The organism is Aerococcus sp. 150760013-2 (assembly GCF_053627715.1).
The window spans coordinates 98,003-123,986 of sequence record NZ_JBSEYI010000001.1; the positions used below are offsets into that span (position 1 = coordinate 98,003).

Consider the following 25,984-nt stretch of genomic DNA (forward strand, 5'->3'; position numbering starts at 1 on the left):
AAAGGAACTTTTCGAAAAATCCGAAAGATTCCTTTTAAGTTGATTTTTAACTTTATTTCAAGATATATTTGCCTAAAATTCTTGGTACACCGCTGGATCTTGGTTGGCTGCGCGGCCATCTGGCTTATCTAAACGGTCAAATACGGCCAAGTCTTCTTCATCCAGTTTGAAGTCAAAGAAGTCTAAGTTTTCAATTTGACGCGCTTTCTTGCTTGATTTAGGGATTGGCATAGCCCCTAATTGCGTTTGCCAACGTAAAATTGTTTGACCAGCAGACTTACCATATTTAGCACCTACTGCTTTGATGTCTTCATTCTCTAAAACTGATTTATCAATTTTTTCATTTGCGCGAACAAAAGGTGACCAAGATTGAGTAATTATGCCCTTCTCCTCATGGTAAGCGCGTTGCGTTTTTTGTTGGAAGTAAGGGTGCATTTCTACTTGGTTTACCACTGGTAAGACGCCAGTTTCACGCTCAATGCGGTCAATATGTTCTGGTAAGAAGTTGCTGACACCTAGATTTTTGATGTAGCCACGTCTTTGGGCTTCAATCAGTGCTTGCCAAGCTTCAACATAGTGGTCTTCTTTTGGATTTGGCCAGTGAATCAAGTAAAAATCATAGTAGTCTAAGTTTGCTCGCATTAATGATTCTTGAATAGTCACTAAGGCATCATCGTATTTGTGGTAACGACCAGGTAATTTTGAAGCCACTTGAATCTCGTCTCTTGGAATTCCAGATCGACGAATAGCTTCACCTACTGTTGCTTCATTTTCATAGTTGTAGGCTGAATCTAGGTAACGGTAACCTGCTTCTATGGCTGACTGGATAGATTCTACCCCATCATATCCTTTAAGTTTGTATGTACCAAAACCGATTTGTGGGACTTTGGTCCCATCATGCGCTGTATAAGTTGGTATTGTCATCGAATAGCTCCCTTCAAATTCTAAGTTATAATCTTAGTTTACCATGAACCCATTTGAGACCAAATCATTTGCTTGTGCAGGACTTTAAATATTGAAAAAAGCGCAAGTGCACCCTACTTGTTAAACTGCCTGTTTTACTATGACGGATACCCCTTGTCCGCCGCCCACACATAGGGTCGCTAAACCATAAACTGACTGACGTTTTAGCATTTCATGGATCAAGGTAACCAAAATACGGGCGCCTGAAGCACCGATTGGATGACCAAGGGCAATTGCCCCACCATTCACGTTAACTTTGTCAGCTGGCAATTCTAAGCTTGTGGTTACACATAAAGCTTGGGATGCAAACGCTTCATTTGCCTCAATTAAATCTAGGTCTCCTGCTGTAATATTGGCCATTTCTAAGGCCTTGATCGTTGTTGGGATTGGACCTGTCCCCATAATTGAAGGATCTACCCCACCCGTTGCGTAAGATGCAATGGATACCATGGGTTTAAGTCCTAGTTCATCGGCCTTACGCTTAGACATTAAGACAAGCATTGCTGCCCCATCATTGATACCTGATGAGTTACCTGCTGTAACTGTCCCATCTTCTTTAAAGGCTGGTTGCAATTTACCCAAACGTTTTGGTGTAATACCCGAACGTGGCCCTTCATCTTCAGTCACTACTTGCACCCCATTTTTTTGTGGGATGGTCACTGGGACAATTTCTTCTGCAAAACGATCAGCCTCTTTCGCTGCTACAGCCTTGATTTGGCTAGCGGCTGCAAATTCATCTTGGGCTTCACGGGAAATCCCGTATTGGTCCGCAATATTTTCTGCTGTAATCCCCATCGCATCGTTTGAGAAGGCATCAGTTAGACCATCGTGTTGCATAGTGTCAATCATTTGACCATTGCCCATACGCTGACCCCAACGAGCGGAATCAACCACATATGGTGCACGAGTCATATTTTCCGTACCACCTGCGACCACAATATCAGCGTCGCCAAGCATGATAGCTTGTGCGCCCATCATGACAGTACGCAATCCTGAACCACAAACTTGGTTAATGGTTACGGCAGTAGATTCGTTAGACAAACCTGATTTTAGGGCGACTTGGCGCGCAACGTTTTGGCCAAGTCCAGCACTTAATACATTCCCCAAGATCACTTGTTCAACTTTTTTTGGGTCTAAATCAATTGAAGCGAGTGTTTCTTTTAATACTTCTACCCCTAAATCAACTGCTGAAATGCTTTTAAATTGGCCACCAAATTTTCCGATTGCAGAACGTTTCGCTGCAACAATGACTACTTCTTCCATAAAACTCTCCTTTATCATTCATTCATTTTCTTGATTTAAATCCGCGAATAAATGTTCATCTCTTTAATTATAGCGAAGAATGCTGTTAATATCTAGTTATCAATACTAAGATAAGTAATTATCGTTTTTCTCTAAACTTAGCCTATAACAAAACGCCTACCAAAACAATAAAAATTTGGCAGACGTTCGGATTCTTAATTGAAAATTTATTTTTCAGGATTAAAAGACGTGAAGTCAATTAACGGCGTTACTAAGCTAATTTGACCATGATCTTTCTCGTCTACAAGCATTGACCCGTTTGAGTAACGGTTGGCAATTGCCACGTCACCTGTTCTAAAGTTTTCACGATGAGATTGGCTTGTAAGCACTTCAAATACCTGTTTAGTGTCAATGACTTCAAAGGCAGCAACAAAACGATGTGGGTTTGTTTTCAATTCTTTTAAGGCCACTAAACCACGTTTAGCTCGCCCAAGAACGTTAATTTCAGCCCATTTCAAGCGTTTCATATGCCCTCGTTGGGTCACCATCATCAATTGCAAGTTATCATCTGGAACGGCTGCGTATGACAATCCAACCACATAATCATCTTGTTTCAGGTTAATAGATTTAACCCCTTTAGCACGCGCACCAATAATCGAAATTTCATCAATGCTGTATCTTAAGGTAAAACCAAAATGCGTCACTAAGATGACTTGGGCTTGGCTTTGGTCAGTTGCGCCGTCAATGCGGTAAACACCAATTACTTGATCAGTGTCAGAAGATAAATTCATAGCTAATGACGATTTGTTTTTATAACCGCGGAATTCTTTGAATTCTGACAATGCCGTTTGTTTAATCATACCCGCAGCTGATGCAAGCAAGAGGTTATCTTTGCTATTTTCATCGTATTTAAAGACACCGATAATTGATTCGTCACTAGCAAAGGCAATTCTTTGCGAAACATGCTCCCCTAAGTCTTTCCAACGGATGTCTTGTAATTCATAAACTGGTTGGAAGATGTAGTTCCCTTTATTGGTTATGAATACTAACTGATCCAAAGTAGACATTTTTTCAAGGAATTGTACATGGTCTCCGTCGCGTAAACCGACTTCTTCAATACCAGAAGCTTTAAATGACCGCAGACTAGACCGTTTGATATAACCACCGCGGGTAACTACAACGATAACGTCTTCTTCAGAAATTAATAATTGTTTCTTCACGATGACTTCTTGGATTTCGTCTTGAATCTCAGTACGACGTTCAGAAGCGTAGGCTTTCTTAATCGCTTTGAGTTCAGACTTCATCCGACCGTATAGCACTTTGTCGTCAGATAAGACTGCTTGGTATGAAGCAATATCCTCGTTTAATTGTAGGCGTTCATTTTCTAAGGCAGTAACGTCTGTATTGGTTAAACGGTACAGTTGTAGGCTTACGATGGCTTCTGCTTGGGCTTCCGAAAAATCAAAAGCTTCAATCAAATTGTATTTAGAATCTGATTTGTTTTTAGAATTTCTAATAGTCGCAATCACCTGGTCTAGAATAGACATGGCTTTGACCAATCCATCTACGATATGTAAGCGACGTTGGGCCTTATTTAAATCAAAGGTTGTCCGACGACGAATAATTTCATAACGGTGGCCGATATAAGCGTTTAAAGCTTCTCTAATCCCAACTAATTCAGGACGTTGGTCATTAATGGCCACCATGTTGAAGTTATAGTTAATTTGCAAATCAGAATTTTTGTAGAAGTAGTTTAGGATAGCATCAGAACTTGCATCCTTTTTCAATTCAATCACGATTTGTAGGCCGTTACGGTCCGTTTCATCGCGGACTTCTTGAATCCCGTCAATTGACCGGTTCAACCGTAACTCATCCATCCGGCGCACAAGGTTAGCCTTATTCACTTCATATGGAATTTCCGTGATCACGATTTTCTCTTTACCACCACGGTCTGTTTCAATATGATGCTTAGACCGAACAACGACTTTCCCGCGTCCAGTAGTATAAGCTTTCTTCAACTCTTCTCGCCCTTGGATAATAGCCCCCGTTGGGAAATCTGGTCCAGGAACAAAGTCCATCAACTTATTGACTGTGGCATTTGGATGGTCGATTAGATAAGTTGTTGCATCAATAATTTCACCTAGATTATGCGGCGGAATTTCAGTCGCGTAACCCGCTGAAATACCAGTTGCCCCATTAACCAATAGGTTTGGGAAACCTGCTGGTAAAACAGTTGGTTCTTCAGCCGTGTCATCAAAGTTTAGGATCATTTCAACCGTGTCTTTATCAAGATCACGCAATAATTCATCGGCAATCTTCGATAAACGGGCTTCTGTATACCGCATGGCAGCTGCAGAGTCACCGTCCATAGACCCGTTATTCCCGTGCATCTCTACTAAAACTTCACGGTTCTTCCAGTCTTGAGACATCCGGACCATGGCTTCATAAACTGATGAATCACCGTGGGGGTGGTAGTTACCAATTACATTACCGACTGTTTTGGCCGATTTACGGAAGTTTGAAGAAGAGGTATTCCCCTCTTGAAACATTGCGAACAAAATCCGGCGTTGTACTGGTTTTAATCCATCGCGAATATCAGGTAGCGCCCGGTCTTGGATGATGTATTTAGAATAGCGTCCGAAACGGTCACCCATTACCTCTTCTAATGTTAATTTTTGAATTTCAACCATTAATAATCACCATCTTCATCAAATAAATTAATTTGCCCACCAGTTACGTCATCCGCAGCTTCGTTAGCAGTGACACTGGTTTGATTTTGGTTTTCTAAAATTTCGACAACTTCTTCCTTATCGCCAGCATCAGTATCTGAGGCATTTTCAAGTAGGGTATCATCTTCGTCCATGGTGAAGGCCACATTGTCTTCAATCCATTTCCGTCTAGGTTCAACCTTGTTCCCCATTAAAACAGATACCCTTTTTTCAGCTAGGGATAAATCGTCAATTGTTACCCGGACAAGTGTACGTGTTTCAGGATCCATAGTTGTTTCCCATAATTGGTCCGCATTCATCTCACCCAAACCTTTGTAACGTTGCAAGATATAGCCTTTGCCGACTTTATCAGTCACAGTTTTTAACTCGTCATCCGTCCAAGCATATTCAATGACCTCATTTTTCCCCTTACCCTTAGACACCTTATACAATGGTGGCATAGCAAGATAGACTTTACCCGCCTCTACTAAAGGTTTCATATAGCGGAAGAAGAAGGTCAGCAGTAGCACCTGGATATGGGCCCCATCGGTATCGGCATCGGTCATGATGATGACTTTATCGTAGTTGGCATCCTCAACCTCAAATTCAGCCCCTACACCTGCACCAATGGTATAGATGATGGTGTTCAACTCTTCATTTTTTAGAATATCTTGAATGCTGGCTTTTTCAGTGTTTAATACCTTACCACGTAATGGCAAGATAGCCTGGAATTTACGGTCCCGCCCTTGTTTAGCAGAACCACCGGCAGAATCCCCCTCCACTAGGAAAAGTTCATTCTTTTTGGCGTTACGGCCCTGTGCAGGGGTTAATTTACCAGATAATAGGACTTCCTTACGTTTGCCCTTAGCGCCACGTGACGCTTCACGGGCTTTACGTGCAGCATCTCTCGCTTCACGTGCTTTTAAAGCTTTACGGACCAGCATTTGTGCTGCTTCCCCGTTTTCAATTAGGTAAACCGCTAAGTTTTCAGATACGATTTTATCAGAAGCTGAACGAGCTTGTGGTGTCCCTAATTTAGACTTGGTTTGCCCTTCAAACTGCAAGATTTCTTCAGGAACCCGTAACGATAAGACAGCTGTATACCCTTCTCGTACGTCAGACCCTTCAAGGTTCTTTTCTTTAGTCTTCAACAAGTCCACCTTACGGGCGTATTCATTGAAAGACTTGGTTAAACCTGTGCGCATCCCCGATTCATGGGTCCCGCCGTCTGCAGTTCTTACGTTATTGACGAATGATAAGACTGTTTCCGAATAACCATCGTTATATTGGAAGGCCAATTCGATTTCAATCCCGTTTTCAACCCCTTGGAAAAAGACGACATCATGTAAAACGTCCTTGTCTTCATTTAAGTAATCGACAAAAGCCTTGATCCCTTCTGCATAATGGAAGGTTTCCTCAGTCTCGTTGATTTCATCAATAAAGTCGATACGTAAGTCTTTTAATAAAAAGGCTGATTCACGTAAGTGTTCCCGAATAGTTGACGGGTCAAATTTAATATTGCCAAAGATCTCAGCATCCGGATAAAATTGGATTTTAGTGCCGGTGTTTTTGGTTTTAAAGGCTTTTGTTTTGGGTTTGCCTGGTTTACCACCATTGGTAAATTCCTGGTGGTATTCCTTGCCGTCCCGGTGAACTGTGGCAATAAATTTGCTGGACAAGGCATTTACTACAGATGAACCTACACCGTGTAGACCCCCTGAAGTTTTATAACCTGAACCACCGAATTTACCACCCGCATGAAGGACCGTTAAGATGACCTCAACAGTCGGCTTACCGCTAGTATGTTTACCAATCGGCATCCCACGCCCATTATCGGTAACAATTGCTGAACCGTCTTTAGCAATTGTTACTGTAATATGGTCAGCATATCCACTCAAGGCCTCGTCAATTGAGTTATCGACAATCTCATACACTAAATGGTGTAAACCACGTGCATCTGTTGACCCGATATACATACCAGGACGTTTTCTAACTGCTTCCAGGCCTTCTAATACCTGGATCGAACTTTCATCATAAGTTGATTTATTATTTTGGTTTGTTGGTTTGGCCAAATCGTTTACCCCACTTTCAATCTTTTTCATCATATATTAAAATCGCTGATTTGCCAAATAGAATCAATATCAATAGGCCCATTTATTTGCGGGTAACTCATCCATTATAGCCTAAAAATATTCGAAAGAAAGAAAATATTCTTGGGAAAATTTTTGATTTTCATAACTAGCTAATTAAGTTTGCAATATTTAAATTTGTCTCATATAACTGTATTCCTTTGAATTAATGATATAATATAGGGAGTCTATAGATTTATTGAAAGGAATTAAATCATGTTAACGATTCTATTACTAATCGTCGCTTACCTATTGGGGTCTATTCCCTTTGGTTTAGTTGTTGGCAAACTCATCTATAAAAAAGATATTCGCCAATTCGGCTCAGGAAATATCGGTACGACAAATGCCTTCCGAGCTTTTGGTACCATTGGAGGCGTTCTTGTTTTCATCTGTGATATGGTAAAAGGGGCTATCCCCGTCTTACTGGCGATCTGGTTGAATCCTGGCTTACACCCTTTACTATTTGGCGGTATGGCCATCGTTGGTCACTCATTCCCACTATTCCTTAAATTTAATGGTGGTAAAGCAGTGGCAACCTCATTTGGTGTAGTTTTAGCCTATCATCCGGTATTTGCCTTGTTTTCAATCGCATCATTCTTTGTATCCTTATTCATCACGAGTATGGTAAGCTTCTCTTCTATCTTTGCGGTGATTTTTGCAACGATTTTAAGCTTATTCTACCAAGACTTGGGCTTAACAATTGCGGCTGTTTTAGTCTTAATCCTGGTTGTTGTCCGTCATAAAGATAACATTAAACGGATTCGTCAAGGGACAGAGTCAAAAGTGCCCTTTGGTTTAAACAAAGCCAAGAAAAAATAAATGAATCAAAATCAATAAAATAAAGAGCGATCCCAGATTAGCACTTCAACAAGCTAATCTTTGGGATGCTCTTTTTTCTGTTTGGCATGGGGGTGAAACTGTAGGTAGTTATCCCGTAATTTTTCTTTTGATAAATGGGTGTAGATTTGTGTCGTGGATAAGGAAGCATGGCCTAGTAGTTCTTGAACAGTTCTTATATCCGCCCCATTGTTGAGTAAATGAGTGGCAAATGAATGCCGCAATTTATGGGGATGGATGGACAAAGTAGTGGCTGACTTTTTGACAATTTGGTCTAAAATGTAAGCAATCCCTTGGCTAGTCAACTGTTCGCCCTTGTAGTTGACGAATACGAACGCGTGTTCTGTATCATCAAAATGGCCCTTAGCCATGAGTTGGCTTCTGCCATTTTCCAGGTAATCTACTAAGGCATCGTGGCAAAATGACCCGATTGGTACATAACGGTCTTTGTTGCCTTTCCCGCGTAAGAGGACCATATCTGCTGTTAGGTCGACTTGATTGATGGCTAAGTCTCTTACTTCAGAAACCCGGGCTCCTGTTCCATATAAGAATTCTAATAAGGCGCGGTTTCTAAGGGCAATCGGATCGTTTCCTTGAACCGAATCAAATAATGACTGAATTTCTGATTCATAGAAAAAATCAGGCAATTTAAGGCCTGTTTTAGCAGTTTTCACATAATTAAAGGGATTTTCACTGACTAATTCACGGTTAAGCAGCAAATTGTACGCAGAACGCAAACTGGATAGGTGGCGGGAAATAGATTTCCTTGACAGACCGTCTCGCTGCAAATTACCTAAATAGATCCGGATATCCCTGTAAGCCACTTGGTCTAATTGGTCTATACCCGCATCCTTCATAAAGGCTTGAAAGTTCTCTAAATCAGACATATAGGCCTTGATGGTTTCCGGTGAATACTGTCTTTCATGGGCTAAATAGTCGCTGAATAAGCCTTTAAAGTCATCTGTTGGCATTAAAAAACACCCTCTCTAGTAGTGGCTAAAATATACCACAATGAAAAGGATGTTTTCAAATTTTGTCACTATTTTTAGAAGTCTTAAGCTTCTATTGCTTCACCTTTTTGCACGTCTTCTTCATAGTCACCGTTTGGACAAACGATTTGTTTACCACCACGGATTTTCTTTTCAACCAAGTAATGGTCACATTTTGGACATGCACGAGCGACTGGTTTGTTCCAGTCAGTAAAGTCACAGTCTGGGTATCTAGAGCAACCGTAGAAGATACGATTTTTCTTCGATTTACGTTCAACTACTTGACCTTCATGACATTTCGGACAAGTTACACCGATTTCTTTCACAATAGCTTCGGTGTGGCGACAGTCTGGGAAGTTGGCGCAGGCATAGAATTTCCCGAAACGACCCATTTTAATGACCATTTCACCGCCATCGACAGGACATTTAAAGCCAGCTGGTTCATCTTTGATTTCAATTTTTTCCATTTCCACTTCAGCTTTTTCCAGCTCTTTATGGAATGGTTTAAAGAAGGCATCGATAACTTCAACCCATTCTTTTTGGTCCGTTTCGATTTCATCTAATTCTTTTTCAAGATCAGCTGTAAATGACGTATCCACGATTTCTGGGAAGAATTCAGCAATCATCTTATCAACAATTTCACCTAGTTCAGTTGGTTCAAATCGTTTGGCTTCTAATTTTACGTAGTAGCGCTTGATCAGTGTTTCGATGGTTGGTGAGTATGTTGACGGACGGCCAACGCCATCTTCTTCTAGTTTCTTGATTAAAGAAGCCTCAGTATAGCGAGCTGGTGGTTGGGTGAAGTGTTGACTTGGTTCTAAGTCTTTAGACTTCACTGTTTCACCGTTAACTAATTCCGGTAAGATATTATCTTTGTTGTTGGCTTCTGTATAAACTTTTTGGTAACCTTCAAACTTAATTTTAGAACCATTTGCTCTAAAAGTCGCTTGGTTTTGTACCAAATCAGCAGATACAGTGTCATAGATGGCTGGTGCCATTTGACTGGCCATAAAACGAGACCAAATCAATGAATATAAGCGGAATTGATCACGAGATAAGTAATCTTTAACAGCATCCGGTGTTCGGTCAGCTGATGAAGGACGAATCGCTTCATGGGCATCTTGAGACCCTTGGGCTTTCTTGCTTGCTGCTTGGTAACCTAAGTATTCCTTACCATAAGTATTGGTAATATATGCTTTTGCACCGGCTTTAGCTGAATCAGAGATACGGGTTGAATCGGTACGCATATAAGTAATCAAACCTACTGGCGCTCCGCTACCTAGTTTGATTCCTTCATATAGTTGTTGGGCCACCATCATAGTTTTACGGGTTCGGAAGTTTAATTTTTTCGCCGCTTCTTGTTGCATTGATGACGTGGTAAAAGATTTTTGCGGGTTCCGCTTACGTTCTTTTTCCGTTACGTTTTCAACTGTGAAGTCTTGGGTTTTAATTTCCGCCATGAACGCTTTAACATCCGATTCATTTTTCAAATCAAGTTTTTTACCCTTGAATTTTGAAGCGTTAGCTTTAAAGGTCTTACGGTCTTTAATAAATGACCCTTCAACTGTCCAGTACTCTTCAGGTTTGAAGGCGCGGATTTCATTTTCCCGGTTGATAATCATATGTAAAGCAACGGATTGTACCCGACCAGCGGATAAACCTTTCTTCACTTTCTTCCACAACATCGGGGATAAATTGTAACCTACTAAACGGTCTAACACACGACGTGCTTGTTGGGCGTCTACTAGATCCATATTAATCGGACGTGGGTTTGCGATCGCCTCTTTAACAGCTTCTTTGGTTACCTCATTATAGGTTACACGGATTGGGTCTTCAGGGTTTAAGCCTAAAATGTGGGCTAAATGGAAAGCAATTGCTTCCCCTTCACGGTCCGGGTCACTCGCAAGAAAGACTTTTTCAGCTTTCTTTGCATCTTTACGTAACTCTTTGATTAAAGGCCCTTTACCACGGATGTTGATGTAGTCCGGTTCATAGTCATTTTCAAGATCAATTCCCATACGCGATTTTGGTAAATCACGTAGATGACCTTTGCTGGCTACAACTCTATAATTTCTGCCTAAGTACTTATCTATAGTTTTGGCTTTCGTCGGAGATTCTACGATTACTAAATATTTATATGCCAACGACAAGCTCCTTTCTGATATCCATTTCTAAATCGCTTTACATATTATGCTAGAAGAATAGCTTTTGTCAAATATGAAAATTAATAGCTACAAATGAATATATAACCTAAAGATAAAATAAGCAAGCAATATATGCACATTATATATAGAAGAAAGTTGTTTGTTGGAAAATTCACAGGCAAAAATTAAGTTTTTCTATACATTGAAAAATAAGTCGCGCAAAATTTCTGAAGCCTGTAATGCCGGTGTTGCACCGTAGTAAATTAATTGGTTGGTTCCTACAGATAAAGGGTTCGAAATAGGTCCTGGCACTGCAAAAACTAGTCTATTTTCTTGTAAGGCATAATTAGCCGTAATTAAAGAACCAGATTTTTCTGCCGCCTCAATAACCATAGTCGCTTGACTGAGTCCAGCAATAGCTAGATTTCGGTAAGGGAAATGCCAGCGTTGAATTTTAGCGTGGTTAGGTAGTGGTGAAACGAGTAAATGATTTTGGGCAATTTCTGCCTGCAACTTGTGGTGGTCACTTGGGTATGAAGTCAGCAAGCCCGTCCCGATAACCGCAATGGTTTCGCCCCCAGACATGGCTGCTTGGTGGGTATAGGCATCCACCCCTTTGGCTAAACCAGAGACAATGACCACGGCTTCACTTAATTCAGGGATTAGCTGGTCAATAGCTGCTTTACCGTAGACAGACATCTTTCTTGATCCTACAACAGCCATAGCAGGTTTTTGAAAAATAGCTAAATCACCCTGACAAAATAAAACTAAATTAGGTTGGTAGGTTTGCAGTAAGGCCTTTGGATATGTTTGCGTACTAAGGATGGTCACCGGATGAATATGGTACCTTTTGTACAATTTTCTAAAATAAGCAAGTGAATACTTTTGCTTAAATCGACCCCAGGCCTTTAATTTCTGTGTATCTTGAAGCCCTTGGATATGCCTGTCTAATTCTTCAAGTGTAGTCACTTGGGCTTGAATCATATCGGCCAATTCCCGGTAGGTAAATACACCAGATTCAAAGGCATAAACCAGCATAGATTCTGTCATAGCTAAAACATCTTCCTCATTTTTGAGCATCATATCCATATACGGATTTTCAATTTCAAATAACAAAAAACCACCCCTTTACATGTATATACGTAGGAGGTGGTTGAATTTGACCATTTAGATTGATTGATTTTTATACATAATTTTTCACTGGCGCAAAAGTCTTGCGGTGAATAGGACTTGGACCGTATTTTTCTAGGCCATCTAAGTGTTGTTTAGTCCCGTACCCAGCATTGGCTTCAAAGCCGTAACCTGGATATAAGTCTGCGTATTCTGCCATCAATTTATCCCGGTATTCCTTAGCATAAATGGAGGCTGCTGCAATGGCATAAACCGTCGCGTCGCCCTTGATAATAGCTTCTTGAGGCGTCTTCTTGTAGTCATTCAAATGAACAGCATCGATTAAGACATAATCAGGTGCCGGATGCAATTGATCTAAAGCAGACATCATGGCTTGCTTTGTGGCAATTAAGATGTTGGTTTGATCAATTTCTTGGGCTGTTTGGATCCCGATTGTCTTAGCAATGGCATATTTTTCAATGTCCGCCACCAAGGCTTGGCGTTTTGCATGGGATAACTGTTTGGAATCATTAAAGTAGACAGGAGGCATGTCACTAGGCAAAATAACGGCACTTGTCACAACCGGGCCAGCTAAAGGACCACGTCCAACTTCATCTACCCCAGCTATCAATTGGTAGCCTTGTTGATGCAATTCGTTTTCTCGTGTTTTCAGCTGTTCAATCTGGTCTAAGATGGCTTGTTGCTTAACTATGGCCTTGTCATAGCGTAATAAAGCGTTTTGCACCCCTTTGCGGCTATCTTCTCGTAAGGCCTGTACGTAGACTGGATCAACCTCACTTGAGGCCAAGTAGGCTTGAATTTGGCCGATTTTTAAATTACCTAAGTCAGCGAGGTCAAAGGCTGTCTTTTTCTCCTCAGTCATTTAATCACTTACCTCAATATTTTCTGAAATTTGGTATTCTTCAATCCGGTCTAGGGTCATGCGGCCCAATTTACCGTCTCGATAGTCACGGATAATCTTGTCTGAAGCGCGGTCGTAGTCTTCTAACATGCCCATACGCTTGGTTAAGGCCATCAGTAGGTCAGGATAAGGCGGATGGACGTCTTCGGCATTGATTGGGTAGTGGTTGCTGATGGCATCCGGGTAATGATGTAGGAAGAATTCTAGGGCGAATAAAGCCACATCATCCTTGTAGAAATGGGTGTCTTTAATCCCACCAGTTAGGGCCAATTTGTCAGCTACTTCTTGGTCTTCAAATTTCGGCCATAAAATACCTGGTGTGTCCAATAGTTCAAAATCTTTATCTATTTTAATCCATTGTTGGCCTTTAGTAACCCCTGGTTTATTCCCTACTTGGGCTTTCTTTTGCTTGGTAAACTGGTTGATAAAGGTTGATTTACCAACGTTTGGAATCCCGATAACCATTACTCGGATCGACTTGTGTAGAATACCTTTGTTGCGCCATTTGTCTTGGATGTCTTGGGTGAAATCTTTTAGGGCTTGGCGGAAAATTTTCATGTCCCCTAATTTTTTAGAATCCAAAGCAATGGCCAATTTGTTTTCACCGCTCAGAGCTTTGACCCACTCTTTGGTTTGTTGGGGGTCGGCCAAATCTTGTTTATTTAAAACAATCATGTGGCGTTTATTTTTAATGATTTCATCTAACATGGGGTTCATGCTGGCTGTTGGAATACGAGCGTCCCTAATTTCAAGGACGATATCTACAGCGCTCAGTTGACTTTGAACCTCTTTTTTTGCCTTAGCCATATGGCCAGGATACCATTGAATATGTGCCATGGTTAAGCTCCTTTCATGTAAAAAAGTTGGCTAAGTGCGCCAACTTTTTAATGCATATTTGCTACTGTTTTTACATCTCAAATCTATTTTTACTCTATATTTACTTTATTGTACACTACCGAAGTCGGAAAATGGCCAATATCTAAAGTGGGTAGTTCCTTCCACGCTATCAGCATCAATAAAGCCGAAGTATCGTGAGTCATGAGACACTTCACGGTTGTCTCCTAATACGAAGTACATACCTTCTGGGACAGTTGTTTCACCGGTAATTTCTTCAAGCGTGAAGTCATTAGTGAAAGTAGAATCATCTGGGAATCGTTCAAAGTAGTCTTCTTTAATAGAATCTAAATAAGGCTCATCGATTGCTTCGTCGTTGATATATAAAACATCATCTTTGTATTCAATCGTGTCACCTGGAACCCCAATAATCCGTTTCACATACTCGTCGCCAGACCCATCTGGTGCAGGGAAAACGACAATATCTGACTGGTCAATATCATCCGTTAAACTTAGGACAAACCGGTCCCCATCTATCATTGTGTTAGCCATCGAATCGCCGTCTACTCTAAAGGGATAGAAAAAATAAGTTTTAACCACCCAGAAGATAACAAGCGCGATCACAACAGAAATCACAACTGAAAATACTTCATCAAAAAACTTTTTCATAAGGTCAATCCTTTTCACTGGGTTCTATTACCCATTCTTTTAGCATAGTCATTTGTACCTATAGCACCCTACTATTTTAGCGCTTTTGTCCTTATTATTCCAGAACTTCTACTGCTTTGTCTAGTTGGGTGTCATTAGAAGCGATTAATGCTTGGATAGCCGAAATCATGGCACTTGCTGTTTCCGTATCAATCACACCTGTTTCAGCGAGTCCTTGGTCCGCTTGGAAAGCTAGCACAGCGCTAGTTGTATCCTCTGCAAAAACAGCATCCACTTGGCTATCTTGGTATCCTAAAGCCACTAGAATCGCTTCAATATTTTGAATCGCTTCTGAAACATCGCCCTCTTGGTAAGTTTGGCTCGTATCAATTAAGGTTAGAGATGCATAATCCGGTAAGCTAGCTTCAACATCCGGCGTTACCCCTGTTTCATTGATCCAAGTACCATTTGGTGTTAACCATTTGGCAATAGTAATTTTCAGTTCTGAATCAGATTCAAGGGAGAAGACATTTTGCACGGTCCCCTTACCAAATGTTTGGCTACCAACTACTGGTACACCTGCAGATTCTTGTAGAGCTGCAGCTAGGATTTCTGAAGCTGAAGCAGACCCTTCGTCTACTAATAAGACCACATCTTCATCAACTTGGAAGTCGCCGTAATCAGCGTCTGATGCTTCATATACGTAAGGATCCGCATCTTTTTCTTGGACTTGCATAATGGTATCCCCATCATTTAGGAACATATTGGCGATTTGTAGGGCAGAAGTTAATAAACCACCTGGGTTACTGCGAACGTCTAGGACAAATTTCTCAGCTCCTTGTGATCTTAAATCTTCAATAGCTGCAACCAATTCGTCGTATGTTGGAGTCGAAAAACTAGTAATTTGAACATAACCAGTGTTATCTTGCCCTTCTAACATTTCATAATAAACGGTTTGAATTGGAACGGTATCTCTAGTGACTGTTACGTCAAAAGTATCTTCACCACGTTGAATCTTTAAAACAACATCACTGCCTGCTTCACCGCGGATTAAAGCGACTGCTTCTGTGGCGGTATAACCTTGGATGGATTCACCGTTTACAGCTGTGATGATATCATTAGCCATTAAGCCGGCTTCCTCAGCAGGGGACCCTTTAATTGGGCTGACAATTTGAATGTAGTCGTCTTTTTCCATGATCTCAGCCCCGATACCTTCAAATGACCCTTCGATGGTCTCATCTAATTGTTGAGCTGATTGATCGGTTAAATACTGAGAATATGGGTCTTCAAGGATTTGCGTCATCCCAGAAATAGCCCCGTCAACAACCGCATCCCGGTCCACATCTTCTACGTAGTCTCCCACAATTGTAGAGAAGGCAGCTTGGATTTTTTGGATTTCACTGGTGGTTAGAGCCGTACCTGAGGACCCTGTAATAACACTTTGACCAGGTAAACGGCCAGTTAAGACGTAAGATGTCCCAACAAAAGTTCCCCCACCAACGATAAGGATGGTCAGGATATATACTAGCCAAGAAACCCCGCGTTTTTTAGGTTTTTGGTCATTACCCAGCTCATGTCCGTCTCGACCACTTGAATGGACTTCTTCCTCAGTAACTGCTATTTTATCTGATTCTTCATTGCTATTTTTATTATTTTCTTTGTTTTTTAAATCTTCATTTTCTGACATATGATTCACTACTTTCTGATAGACATGTTGGTTTCAAATATTTACCCAATATTTCCTCCTACACTTGGTATTTATCGGCGTAGGATTGCCAAACTTCATCAAATGTCGATACGTAGTCAGAATAGCGCTGGTTTAATTCAATATAATTGCTAATTGTTTCAAAATCGCTAGCTGATTTTGGAAAATCGCCATCTAAAAAGACCAGCTCAGCAAACTGCGCCTGCTGGTCACTATCTAGTAAATCGGCATTTCTAAATATTTGTACATAATGATAAAAGGACTGCGTAATCATCACTCTTTCTTATTGTTGACTATATTACTGGTTACCTTCCGTCTGTGTCTCGATTTGTTCCTCGATATAGTTCAATGGCACATCCAGTAAGATGTTGATTTCATCGTTAGCTAAGTCAATGTCGCTGGCTCGAATAGCGAAATCCATGTCTTGAGACACTTGGTCCAATCGGATAATAATTTGCTCTTCACCGGATAACACTTGTAGCGGTAAATCTGTAGGTAAGGTCAATTGGAAGATAGCCAATACTGTTGAAGTTGGCAATTGTAAGCCCGCTAATTCAATATTGGTCACATCAATGGCGATATTCCCATCTTCCATGACTGACGGCTGCCCTTGCATGGTATAAGCCACTTTAGTCCCCAAAGCGTCTATCGTACCAGCAAATGACACTTGTTCATCCACCGTTAACTGATAAGGCACATCATCCCCACCGATCACTGCTGATACTAGTCGGTTGAAGGAAACAGTCGACAGGTTGGCTTCTGCTATGATCGTTTCATCACTCACTTCTTCTGTCGTTGCTGGTTCACCCACGCTGGCAGTTTCTTGATCAGCTGTTTGTATATACAGGTATAAAGCAATTACAGGTACCAAAATTGCCAATAGTAATAACCAAAAAGCCCACTTCCAAGGATTTAATGGTCTCTTCGTCTTAGTGTTATTTTGTTTAGCCAAATAACCTACTCCTTCTTCTAGTCCTCGTCCTCTTTTCGGTAGAATACAAATTTGTGTGGGTAGGCATTCTTCTCATCCACCACCCCTTCGATCACCTCGTAAGCTTCAAAGTCATCTAGATTCGGGTCAAAATGGACATCCCCATCAAATTCATGGTTAATTGTTGTCACGCGTAATTCAGAAATATAAGGCCAAAATAGGCGGTAAATAGACTGGCCACCCATAATAATCACATCTTCTTTTTCAGCTAGCGCCAAGATGTTATCGATAGAATCGGTTAATTCAACATCCGTTTGGTCATAGTCTGATTCAAAAGGTGATTTTTGGCGGGTAATAATAATATTGTGACGGTTTGGTAACGGCTTATAATCCAAACCTGCGTATGTCTTACGCCCCATCACAACAGTCTTACCAACTGTTTGTTCTTTAAAGAACTTCAAGTCGTTTGGTAAGTGCCAAGGTAGTTTGCCACCTTTTCCAATTAAATGGTTGATATCTTGTGCCCAGATTGCAATTAACATAGTAATTCCTCCTTATCAACTTGTGACAGAAATAGGTCTTGATTGTTATCTATTATTATACCGCTACTGGTGCCTTAATTGCATCATGTGCTTTATAACCTTTAACTTTAATATCATCTTTTTCTAGATCAAAGATGGATTTACCTTCGCCACCAATTTCTAAAGTTGGTAGGTCAAGTGGTTGACGACTTAATTGTTCATTAACTTGGTCAAAATGGTTGTTGTAAATATGCGCATCGCCAAAGGTATGAACATAGTCACCAACCTCTAATCCTGCCTCACGTGCCAATAAATGTGTCAATAAAGCATAAGAGGCGATATTAAATGGTACACCCAGAAAGGCATCGCCAGAACGTTGGTAGAGTTGGCAAGATAACTTACCATCTTGAACGTAGAATTGACTCATTGTATGACAAGGTGGTAAAGCCATATCTGGCACATCTTCTGGGTTCCAAGCTGAAAGGATAATCCGACGTGAATCTGGGTTATATTTCAATTGGTCGATAATATTAGCAATTTGATCAATGGCATCACCCTCACGTGTCTTCCAATGACGCCATTGTTTACCGTAAACATTCCCTAATTCACCAAATTCTTTAGCGAAATCATCATCTTCTAAGGCGCGTTGGCAAAATTCTTGTTTCACTTCTTGATAGATCTTTTTAAATTCTGGGTCAGCGTCAGCTCGTAAACCAAAGTCCGTCATATCTGGTCCTTGATAAGCATCAGATTCAACCCAACGCTTAAAGGCCCATTCATCCCAGATATGATTGTTATTTTCTAATAAATAGCGGATATTGGTATCCCCTTTTAGGAACCATAACAATTCACTCTTGATTAAACCAAAAGGTACTTTTTTAGTCGTTAATAAAGGAAATCCTTCGCTTAAATCAAAGCGCATTTGGTAACCAAAAACTGATCTGGTACCTACACCCGTGCGGTCGCTCTTATCTTGTCCATTATCTAAAATGTGTTGTAGAAAATCTAAGTATTGCTTTGCCAAACTCATTGCCCCCTAATTTAATTTGAATCAACTTCTTGTTTTTTTATTTCATCATAAATTTTCTGATACTAATTTTCTAATGTAGATAGGTATTCCCAGTAGCTCATTTTTTCAAGCAAATCATTTTCTTTGCTATCTTTCTCTAATTGCAATTCGGATAGTTTGCCGTAATCATTTCCGTTTTCGTTCATTGCCTGGTCAATGTCTTCAATATCCATTTCTAATTGTTCAATTTCACTCTCAATAACGGCCCAATCTTTCTTCTCTTGCCAAGACATTCGCTTAGCTTTTGGTGACTCTTCTGTCACTGACTCAGTAGCTTGGTTGTTTGGCTTACTTTGACTGGACACTTTTTGCGATTGACTGGGTTGATTTTTTGCTTGTTTCATTGCGTCTCTATAGTCATGGTAGTTACCATAGAATAATTGTACTGTATTGTCCAAGCTGTCCACAATGATAAGCTTCTCAACCACCTTGTCTAGGAAATACCGATCATGGGAAACGGTAATCACAGCTCCTTGGAAGGTCTCTAGGTAGTCTTCTAAGACAGATAAGGTATCAATATCTAAATCGTTTGTCGGTTCGTCTAAAAGTAAGACATTGGGTCTAGTCATCAATATCTTCAATAGGTACAGTCGTTTTCTTTCCCCACCTGATAGCGTGCCAATTAACATGCCATGCGATTCACGGGGGAACAAGAATTGCTCTAGCATTTGCGCTGCAGATGCTTGGCTCCCGTCATCATAAACGTACTCAGAAGCGATTTCCTGCACGTAGTTGATCACCCGTTTGTCTTCTGGTAGGTCAGTAGGGATTTGTTGGAAGTAGGCGATACGGACCGTTTCACCCGTTTTTACTTCACCTGAAAGTGGCGCTTGTATGCCAGCAATGGTGTTTAGGAAGGTCGTTTTACCAGCCCCATTATCCCCGATTATCCCGATACGCTCTTTATTCTGTAATAATAGATTGATATTGGTGATTAAGGGCTTATTTGGGTAACCTACCGTTAAGTTATCGAATTCAAGGACTTTATTACCCAACCGTTGAGTATCCAAGTCCACTGTCAATTCGCTATCATCTGTTGTTTGGCTTACTTTTTCTTTCAAGTTTTCAAACCGGTGAATGCGGGCTTGTTGTTTAGTGGTTCTAGCTTTAGCCCCTTTACGCATCCAAGCCAACTCACTCTTGTACAATTTCTTTTGTTTTGCCATAGTTGCTGCTTCAATTTCATGCTCAGACTGCAATTTTTCCAAATAAATTTGGTAATTACCCTCGTATTGCTTCAAGTCACCCCGGTCCAAAGCAAAGATATGTGTCGTGATTTGGTCTAAGAAGTACCGGTCATGGGTTACAACTAGGACTGATTTCTTGTAATTAGCAATGTAGTTTTCTAACCATTCCACCATTTCAAAATCCAAGTGGTTGGTAGGCTCGTCCATCAGTAACAAATCCGGTTCTTCAATCAAAACTTTAGCCAAACCGACCCGTTTCCGTTGGCCCCCAGACAAGACTTTCACTTCTTGGGTTAGGTCATGAATACCTAATTTAGATAAGATCGTTTGGATTGTCGTATCCAAAGTCCAAGCGTTTTGCGCATTCATTTCTTGCTCAATCTGCTGAAATTTCTTTTGTAATTGGCTATTTTCTGGATCTAATTGCAAGTCTAAGGTAATTTCTTCATACCGACCAACTAATTGGACGATAGGACTTTCAGAGTGATAAATAGCCTCAAAAATCGTTTGGCTTTCATCTAGCTCTGGATCTTGAGTGACAATGCCCACTGTAAAATCTTTTGGATGTTCGATCTGCCCTTGATCTAGGCTAGATTTCCCCGCAATAATATTTAATAAGGTGGTCTTACCTGAACCATTGGCCCCAACCAAACCAACGTGTTGCCCTTCTCTAATTAAAAAGGAAACATCATTTAATAGTTGTTTCATGCCATATGTTTTTGACCAATTTAACGCTTTATAATCTTTCATATATAACCTAGTCCTCTCCGTTCATTCTGTTTTATTTTACCATATAACAAGGGTATTCAGAATGCTTTAGCAATTCTTATCTTTAAGGCTGATAAATAATGACTATCATTTTCCAAAATTGCAATAATCCGGTATAATAAACCAATTAATTCCTATTGGAGGTGACCACTCATGAATAACAAACGTCGTGTCTATGTATACAACGGGTCCTCAGGTTTAGGCTGTCTCGGTCTGATTCTGGTATTAGCCCTAATCATTTTCCTATTCATATTCTTCACGAAATTATTTATCCAACTCTTCCCGACATTATTATTGATTCTGTCAATCATCTTACTAGTCCGCAGTATTTATAACTTATGGCAATGGCGGAAAAAGGACAAGCATGCACAAGCTGGCGGCTTTATCGAAGTTGATGGCGTCATCGAACCCATCGAAGCGCCAGATAATCAAGCAAAAGACTACCATACACAAAGAATTTTCACATCAATTGCCGGTATCATCATAGCCCTATTACTAATGAAATACCTATAGTATGGAGGCATTAGAATGCAAAATAAAGATATATCCACTAACACTGAAGAATACCAGTCCCAAATACAAGCGTAAAATTGAAAGAAACCATCCGAAAGATTACTTATGTGGTCATTGCCTTGCTAGCCCTTGTTTTATTCGCTGGCTACTGGCTACTCTGGTTTGGTTCTGCCGAATCACTTAAAAACTTCGCCCTCAATATGGGCTGGACCGGATTCCTTCTAAATAACATTGTCGCTGTTATTCCATGTAACTTACCCGGTTTAGTCATGTTCTAGCCTACGGACCAGTTGCTGGCTTTGCCGCATCCGTGACCTTTCTTATCATCGGGTCCATCCTATGCTTTTTAATCTTTAGGCATTACGGCGACCTATTCGTCCAAGCTTTTATTCCTGAGCGAGTTTACCAAAAATCTGTTCTGTCCTTCTCTAAACCACTGCCTACATTCATCTATTTTGCAGGTGCTACAGGTTTGGGAAATGTCTTGATTAATTGGCTACCTACTATAATGTAGTTGAAATCTTTCAAAATAAACCTTAAAAAACGTTCGTGAAAATCTCACGAACGTTTTTTATATTACTTGTTATTTATTTAAAATTTGCATGAATTGTTGACCGGTAATGGTTTCTTCCTGAATTAAGTATTCAGACAGCTCGTCCAATTTTTCGCGGTTATTCATCAAGATTTCGCCGGCTTCTTGATGGGCACGTTTGATCAATTCAATGACTTCTTGATCTGCTTTTTCAGCGGTACCACCGGATACCTGACTCTGTGTATTGTCAGACAAGTAACGGTTGGTACGACTTTCCAATTGCATCATGCCGAAAGTATCCGACATCCCGTATTGAGTGACCATAGAACGGGCAATTTTCGTCATTTTTTCAATATCATTTGAAGCCCCGGTAGTGATTTCACCAAAGACCACTTCTTCAGCGGCACGTCCCCCTGCAAGGGTCATCAATTGATTGTACAACTCTTGTTTGGTGTAAAGTGATTTCTCTCCCGTTTCAACCTGCATGGTATACCCAAGGGCACCTGACGTACGCGGTATAATCGTAATCTTCTCAACTGGCGCTGAACCAGATTGTTGGGCCGCAACAAGGGCGTGACCAATTTCGTGGTAAGAAACGACGCGACGTTCTTCTGGCGATAAGATATCGTTCTTCTTGATTTGACCAGCTAAGACAACATCTACCGATTCATCCAAGTCAATTTGGCTAATTTCCTTGTGCTTGTTACGAACGGCACGCAGCCCCGCTTCGTTAATGATATTGGCAAGGTCCGCTCCGGATGCCCCGGCAGTCGCACGGGCGATGTAACGGTAATCGATATTTTGACCCATCTTATATTCTTTAGCGTGGACACGAAGAATTTCTTCACGGCCTTTTAAGTCGGGCAATTCCATAGACACTTGACGGTCAAAACGGCCAGGACGTAACAAGGCTTTATCTAATGATTCAGGGCGGTTAGTTGCAGCTAGGATGATAACACCCTTGTCGCCTTCGAACCCATCCATTTCAGTAAGCAACTGGTTTAAAGTCTGCTCACGTTCGTCATTGGTTGAATAAGAATTATCACGAGATTTACCAATAGTATCAATCTCATCAATGAATACGATACATGGCGCTTTATCGTTGGCTTGTTTAAAGAGGTCACGCACTTTAGCTGCCCCTCGTCCAACAAACATCTCAACAAATTCAGAACCTGCGATAGAGAAGAATGGGACACCAGCTTCACCAGCAACGGCTTTGGCCATCAAAGTTTTACCTGTCCCAGGAGGACCTACTAGTAAGACACCACGCGGTGCTTGGGCACCAATTTCTTGGTATTTCTTCGGTTCCTTCAAGTAATCTACCACTTCAACCAAAGACTCTTTGGCTTCATCTTGACCAGCCACATCTTTAAAGTTTCGTGAATTATCTGATTTCACATAAATTTTGGCATCTGATTTACCAAAGTTCATGCCACCAAAGCCACCACCACCTGAAAGGTCAATCTTAGAATCAGAACTACCTGTCATCTTCTGCATTAGTTTACGCATTAACCAATAAATCACAGCAAACGGTAAAATAAAGGTCAGTAAGAATGAGATAAATGGTGACGTTGGTTGATAGATTTCCGTTTGGTAAGTCACATTGTTCGATTCCAAACGGTTAACTAAATCAGGATCATCCACCTTACCAGTGGTATATACTTGCGTTTCGCCGTCCGTTTCAGCGGTCCAAGTTAAATCATATTGATTAATTTCAACACTTTCTACCTGGCCAGCATCTACTTGGCTCACAAATGAAGAATAAGGAACTTCTTCTACCTGCATCCCAGTAATGGCTGGGAATAATAAATTCAAACCAAGGATTACCAATATTATCCACCAGAAGGCATTCATAAAGTTGAAATAACCACCACCATTAGGTGAGTTCCCAAAATTAAACCCTTTCTTCCGATTTTTATTCTGTTTTCTATTTTTGCTCATATATTCACTCCTACTCATTTTGTCAAAAATATATAAGTTATTTAGACCTGACATCCTTGTCAGATTCTACACTCCTTAACTACAAATATATTATAACGCATACAAAGTCAGGTTTGGTCAAAGTATACTTGCTTTCACAAAAAAAGCCATATTCATGGCTTTTCTTCACAAAATATTCACAATTGGACTGACGCTTTATTTGATAAAATCTTGGTATAAACGGGATTCTTGAATCCCTTGGTTATTAGCATATTTTCCAGAAGAGTATAAATCATATTCACCGTTAATTGTATGATAGTAGATCTGACAAATTTCAACATTTGGATAGATGCGGATTGGCTGTAAACAGTGCATTTCTAAGGTCCAGTAACCAGAGAAACCAACATCCCCGAAACCAGCCGTTACATGGATATATAAACCTAATCGACCGATTGAAGAACGGCCTTCAAGCATGGGTACATATTTATCCGTTTCAGTATATTCTACTGTCCGGCCTAAATACAATTTGCCTGGTTCTAATAAATAACCCTCTTCAGGAATTTGAATCGATTTTAAGGTTGGTTTTTTCTTCATATCCAACACATCATCTTCGTAATAAGCCAATTCATTTGAGAGTCTCAAGTTATAAGAATTGGGATTAACCTGACTTTCATTAAATGGCGTTATTTTAATGCCAGTTCCTTGCTCCTCAGCAATTTTCTTCCCTGATAAAATCATACACTCACCCTTTGTTCACTATTTTATTTCATTATACCCTTAATTTGGCAAAAAGAAAGACGGTTTCGATCTGGTGATTTCTAAGAAGATGAGCCGTGCATGCAAAAACCGGAAGCTATTCACTTCCGGCTAACAACATTTATTATTTTAAATAGGCTTTGATAGCATCTTTGAATAAAACGATTTTTCCTAAATAGTCTTCAACACATACATATTCGTTTAATTGATGGGTAATTTTTCTTAACCAACTGTACCAAGGACTCGGATGCTACCATTTGTTGGGTTTCAATATCATATCTTGCAAACAGGTCAGCTAGGTAATTAGCCACTTCTTTCTCATTGGCATTGACATTGACCAATTTAATTTTCACAATATCTTGCAAGAGTTGAATTCGTTGTTCTTTTTCCAAAATAAAACTCCCTAAGTTTTTATCACATATATCATATGAATCTAATCCTTGTCAAAGACTATTCAGACCGTATACAGGTGAATCATTTAGGGGGAAATGGTAATTTAGTTAGTCAGAAATAACGAGTAAAGATTTAATGGCACGGCGTTCGTCCATTGCTGCATAAGCTTCTTGCACGTCATCTAAATCAAAGGACATGTTGAATACCTTACCTGGATTGATGCGCCCATCAAGAACTGCATCTAATAAGACTGCACGGTCATGGGTTGTCACAGCTGCACGGCCACCACGAAGGCCGATATTTTTCCAGAATAATTTATTGGTATCTAATTCATCGATATGTGGCACACCAACCCGGCCAACGACGGCACCTGGACGCGCCAATTGGACGGCAGTTTCAACGGCTAATTGTGAACCGACACACTCTAAAACAGCGTCAGCACCTTCGCCAGTCAATTCCATGATTCGGTTGATCCCTTCGTCTCCACGCTCAGCAACAATGTCAGTTGCCCCAAATTCAAGGGCTAAATCTTGGCGGTCTTTGTGACGACTCATGATAATAATGCGTTCAGCGCCTAATAATTTAGCCCCGATAACACCACACAAACCAACTGCCCCGTCACCCACAACGACTACTGTATCGCCAGCTTTCACTTCAGCAGTGACAGCGGCATGATAACCGGTAGCCATAACGTCTGCCAAGGTGGTAAATGACTTCAACATATCTGCAGAATAGTCACTAGGTTGGCCAGGAATTTTCACAAGCCCCCAGTCTCCTGATACATAACGTAGGTATTCAGCTTGGAAACCTAAGGCGCCACCAGTGAAAGTCGTGCAATCGCCGTCAAATCCTGCCTTACATGCAGCGCAGTGGCCACAGCCATTGGTAAATGGTACGATAACAAAGTCACCTACTTGGACATTTTTAACTGCTTCCCCAACTTCTTCGACAATTCCAATCGCTTCGTGGCCTGTTTGCGAGCCTGAAGCCTTATCATTAATACCTCGGTACCACCATAAGTCGGATCCACAAACACATGCACGAACAACGCGGATAATGGCATCGTGTGGTGCTTGAATTTGCGGTCGATCCATGTTAGTGACGGTCATATTTCCTGGTTCATTAAAAATTGCTGCTTTCATATTATTACGCCCTTTCTGATT

General features: G+C 40.7%; 23 protein-coding genes. 3 read left to right on the forward strand and 20 right to left on the reverse strand.

Annotated elements, in window-relative coordinates; all coding sequences use genetic code 11:
- Positions 1 to 72: 72 nt before the first annotated feature.
- The 4 genes from ACUW85_RS00470 to parE form a co-directional block, all read right to left on the reverse strand.
- Positions 73 to 924 (reverse strand): aldo/keto reductase, encoded by an 852-nt coding sequence (locus tag ACUW85_RS00470; RefSeq protein ID WP_149358446.1) that lies wholly within the window; start codon positions 922 to 924, stop codon positions 73 to 75.
- 120 nt (positions 925 to 1,044) lie between these two features.
- Positions 1,045 to 2,226 (reverse strand): acetyl-CoA C-acetyltransferase, encoded by a 1,182-nt coding sequence (locus ACUW85_RS00475; RefSeq protein ID WP_048727353.1) that lies wholly within the window; start codon positions 2,224 to 2,226, stop codon positions 1,045 to 1,047.
- A 206-nt stretch (positions 2,227 to 2,432) separates the two neighbouring features.
- On the reverse strand, positions 2,433 to 4,895 hold the full coding sequence (gene parC, locus ACUW85_RS00480; protein ID WP_048727356.1) for a DNA topoisomerase IV subunit A: 2,463 nt from the start codon (positions 4,893 to 4,895) through the stop codon (positions 2,433 to 2,435).
- Entirely contained in the window at positions 4,895 to 6,985 is a 2,091-nt protein-coding gene (gene parE, locus ACUW85_RS00485; RefSeq protein ID WP_396027398.1) for a DNA topoisomerase IV subunit B, read from the reverse strand. Before parE ends, parC begins: the two co-directional genes overlap by 1 nt.
- Before the next feature lie 273 nt (positions 6,986 to 7,258).
- Between parE and plsY the strand changes: the two genes are divergently transcribed.
- On the forward strand, positions 7,259 to 7,861 hold the full coding sequence (gene plsY / locus ACUW85_RS00490; RefSeq protein ID WP_149314591.1) for a glycerol-3-phosphate 1-O-acyltransferase PlsY: 603 nt from the start codon (positions 7,259 to 7,261) through the stop codon (positions 7,859 to 7,861).
- Between the two features lie 53 nt (positions 7,862 to 7,914).
- Here plsY and xerC read toward each other — a convergent pair whose 3' ends face one another.
- The 12 genes from xerC to ACUW85_RS00550 all read right to left on the reverse strand — a co-directional run bounded on the left by xerC (position 7,915) and on the right by ACUW85_RS00550 (position 20,689).
- Positions 7,915 to 8,850, reverse strand: coding sequence for a tyrosine recombinase XerC (gene xerC / locus ACUW85_RS00495; RefSeq protein WP_149314590.1), 936 nt, complete (start codon positions 8,848 to 8,850; stop codon positions 7,915 to 7,917).
- Between the two features lie 83 nt (positions 8,851 to 8,933).
- Positions 8,934 to 11,012 (reverse strand): type I DNA topoisomerase, encoded by a 2,079-nt coding sequence (topA, locus tag ACUW85_RS00500; RefSeq protein ID WP_149314589.1) that lies wholly within the window; start codon positions 11,010 to 11,012, stop codon positions 8,934 to 8,936.
- Between the two features lie 195 nt (positions 11,013 to 11,207).
- Positions 11,208 to 12,128 (reverse strand): DNA-processing protein DprA, encoded by a 921-nt coding sequence (dprA, locus tag ACUW85_RS00505; RefSeq protein ID WP_259345322.1) that lies wholly within the window; start codon positions 12,126 to 12,128, stop codon positions 11,208 to 11,210.
- A gap of 67 nt (positions 12,129 to 12,195) precedes the next feature.
- Positions 12,196 to 13,005 (reverse strand): ribonuclease HII, encoded by an 810-nt coding sequence (locus ACUW85_RS00510; RefSeq protein WP_149358450.1) that lies wholly within the window; start codon positions 13,003 to 13,005, stop codon positions 12,196 to 12,198.
- Positions 13,006 to 13,881 carry a ribosome biogenesis GTPase YlqF gene (ylqF, locus tag ACUW85_RS00515; RefSeq protein WP_026466079.1) on the reverse strand — a complete coding sequence of 292 codons (876 nt, stop codon included), beginning with the start codon at positions 13,879 to 13,881 and terminating at the stop codon, positions 13,006 to 13,008.
- A 105-nt stretch (positions 13,882 to 13,986) separates the two neighbouring features.
- Positions 13,987 to 14,547 (reverse strand): signal peptidase I, encoded by a 561-nt coding sequence (lepB, locus tag ACUW85_RS00520; protein ID WP_048727376.1) that lies wholly within the window; start codon positions 14,545 to 14,547, stop codon positions 13,987 to 13,989.
- 94 nt (positions 14,548 to 14,641) lie between these two features.
- Positions 14,642 to 16,213, reverse strand: coding sequence for a S41 family peptidase (locus tag ACUW85_RS00525; protein WP_048727379.1), 1,572 nt, complete (start codon positions 16,211 to 16,213; stop codon positions 14,642 to 14,644).
- 58 nt (positions 16,214 to 16,271) lie between these two features.
- Positions 16,272 to 16,505 carry a YozE family protein gene (locus ACUW85_RS00530; RefSeq protein ID WP_016897095.1) on the reverse strand — a complete coding sequence of 78 codons (234 nt, stop codon included), beginning with the start codon at positions 16,503 to 16,505 and terminating at the stop codon, positions 16,272 to 16,274.
- A 24-nt stretch (positions 16,506 to 16,529) separates the two neighbouring features.
- Positions 16,530 to 17,183, reverse strand: a complete 654-nt coding sequence (locus ACUW85_RS00535) for a YpmS family protein (protein ID WP_048727382.1) — start codon at positions 17,181 to 17,183, stop codon at positions 16,530 to 16,532.
- 17 nt (positions 17,184 to 17,200) lie between these two features.
- Entirely contained in the window at positions 17,201 to 17,704 is a 504-nt protein-coding gene (locus ACUW85_RS00540; RefSeq protein ID WP_048727384.1) for a dihydrofolate reductase, read from the reverse strand.
- Positions 17,705 to 17,759: 55 nt separating this feature from the next.
- Positions 17,760 to 18,713 carry a thymidylate synthase gene (locus ACUW85_RS00545; RefSeq protein WP_182022997.1) on the reverse strand — a complete coding sequence of 318 codons (954 nt, stop codon included), beginning with the start codon at positions 18,711 to 18,713 and terminating at the stop codon, positions 17,760 to 17,762.
- Positions 18,714 to 18,775: 62 nt separating this feature from the next.
- Positions 18,776 to 20,689, reverse strand: a complete 1,914-nt coding sequence (locus ACUW85_RS00550) for an ABC-F family ATP-binding cassette domain-containing protein (protein WP_182022996.1) — start codon at positions 20,687 to 20,689, stop codon at positions 18,776 to 18,778.
- A 171-nt stretch (positions 20,690 to 20,860) separates the two neighbouring features.
- Between ACUW85_RS00550 and ACUW85_RS00555 the strand changes: the two genes are divergently transcribed.
- Together ACUW85_RS00555 and ACUW85_RS00560 are read left to right on the forward strand one after the other, a co-directional pair.
- Positions 20,861 to 21,220, forward strand: coding sequence for a hypothetical protein (locus ACUW85_RS00555; RefSeq protein ID WP_048727392.1), 360 nt, complete (start codon positions 20,861 to 20,863; stop codon positions 21,218 to 21,220).
- 77 nt (positions 21,221 to 21,297) lie between these two features.
- A complete protein-coding gene (locus ACUW85_RS00560; protein ID WP_154836827.1) occupies positions 21,298 to 21,498 on the forward strand; it encodes a hypothetical protein in 201 nt (66 codons plus the stop codon).
- 305 nt (positions 21,499 to 21,803) lie between these two features.
- Here the strand turns inward: ACUW85_RS00560 and ftsH are convergent, their stop codons facing one another.
- The 4 genes from ftsH to ACUW85_RS00580 all read right to left on the reverse strand — a co-directional run bounded on the left by ftsH (position 21,804) and on the right by ACUW85_RS00580 (position 25,963).
- Entirely contained in the window at positions 21,804 to 23,693 is a 1,890-nt protein-coding gene (gene ftsH, locus ACUW85_RS00565) for an ATP-dependent zinc metalloprotease FtsH (protein ID WP_225968925.1), read from the reverse strand.
- Between the two features lie 195 nt (positions 23,694 to 23,888).
- The gene (gene dcd, locus ACUW85_RS00570) at positions 23,889 to 24,410 is read right to left on the reverse strand and encodes a dCTP deaminase (protein ID WP_026466087.1); all 522 of its coding nucleotides are present in this window, start codon (positions 24,408 to 24,410) and stop codon (positions 23,889 to 23,891) included.
- Between the two features lie 200 nt (positions 24,411 to 24,610).
- On the reverse strand, positions 24,611 to 24,820 hold the full coding sequence (locus ACUW85_RS00575) for a hypothetical protein (protein ID WP_149255660.1): 210 nt from the start codon (positions 24,818 to 24,820) through the stop codon (positions 24,611 to 24,613).
- A gap of 108 nt (positions 24,821 to 24,928) precedes the next feature.
- The gene (locus tag ACUW85_RS00580) at positions 24,929 to 25,963 is read right to left on the reverse strand and encodes a zinc-binding dehydrogenase (protein WP_048727399.1); all 1,035 of its coding nucleotides are present in this window, start codon (positions 25,961 to 25,963) and stop codon (positions 24,929 to 24,931) included.
- Positions 25,964 to 25,984: the final 21 nt, after the last annotated feature.

Bases quoted from the DNA above. Each gene is read 5' to 3' on its own strand.
- ACUW85_RS00470 (WP_149358446.1), bottom strand. From the start codon at position 924: ATGACAATACCAACTTATACAGCGCATGATGGGACCAAAGTCCCACAA.
- ACUW85_RS00475 (WP_048727353.1), bottom strand. From the start codon at position 2,226: ATGGAAGAAGTAGTCATTGTTGCAGCGAAACGTTCTGCAATCGGAAAA.
- parC (WP_048727356.1), bottom strand. From the start codon at position 4,895: ATGGTTGAAATTCAAAAATTAACATTAGAAGAGGTAATGGGTGACCGT.
- plsY (WP_149314591.1), top strand. From the start codon at position 7,259: ATGTTAACGATTCTATTACTAATCGTCGCTTACCTATTGGGGTCTATT.
- xerC (WP_149314590.1), bottom strand. From the start codon at position 8,850: ATGCCAACAGATGACTTTAAAGGCTTATTCAGCGACTATTTAGCCCAT.
- ACUW85_RS00510 (WP_149358450.1), bottom strand. From the start codon at position 13,005: ATGACTGAGGAGAAAAAGACAGCCTTTGACCTCGCTGACTTAGGTAAT.
- ylqF (WP_026466079.1), bottom strand. From the start codon at position 13,881: ATGGCACATATTCAATGGTATCCTGGCCATATGGCTAAGGCAAAAAAA.
- lepB (WP_048727376.1), bottom strand. From the start codon at position 14,547: ATGAAAAAGTTTTTTGATGAAGTATTTTCAGTTGTGATTTCTGTTGTG.
- ACUW85_RS00525 (WP_048727379.1), bottom strand. From the start codon at position 16,213: ATGTCAGAAAATGAAGATTTAAAAAACAAAGAAAATAATAAAAATAGC.
- ACUW85_RS00530 (WP_016897095.1), bottom strand. From the start codon at position 16,505: ATGATTACGCAGTCCTTTTATCATTATGTACAAATATTTAGAAATGCC.
- ACUW85_RS00540 (WP_048727384.1), bottom strand. From the start codon at position 17,704: ATGTTAATTGCAATCTGGGCACAAGATATCAACCATTTAATTGGAAAA.
- ACUW85_RS00545 (WP_182022997.1), bottom strand. From the start codon at position 18,713: ATGAGTTTGGCAAAGCAATACTTAGATTTTCTACAACACATTTTAGAT.
- ACUW85_RS00550 (WP_182022996.1), bottom strand. From the start codon at position 20,689: ATGAAAGATTATAAAGCGTTAAATTGGTCAAAAACATATGGCATGAAA.
- ACUW85_RS00555 (WP_048727392.1), top strand. From the start codon at position 20,861: ATGAATAACAAACGTCGTGTCTATGTATACAACGGGTCCTCAGGTTTA.
- ftsH (WP_225968925.1), bottom strand. From the start codon at position 23,693: ATGAGCAAAAATAGAAAACAGAATAAAAATCGGAAGAAAGGGTTTAAT.
- dcd (WP_026466087.1), bottom strand. From the start codon at position 24,410: ATGATTTTATCAGGGAAGAAAATTGCTGAGGAGCAAGGAACTGGCATT.
- ACUW85_RS00580 (WP_048727399.1), bottom strand. From the start codon at position 25,963: ATGAAAGCAGCAATTTTTAATGAACCAGGAAATATGACCGTCACTAAC.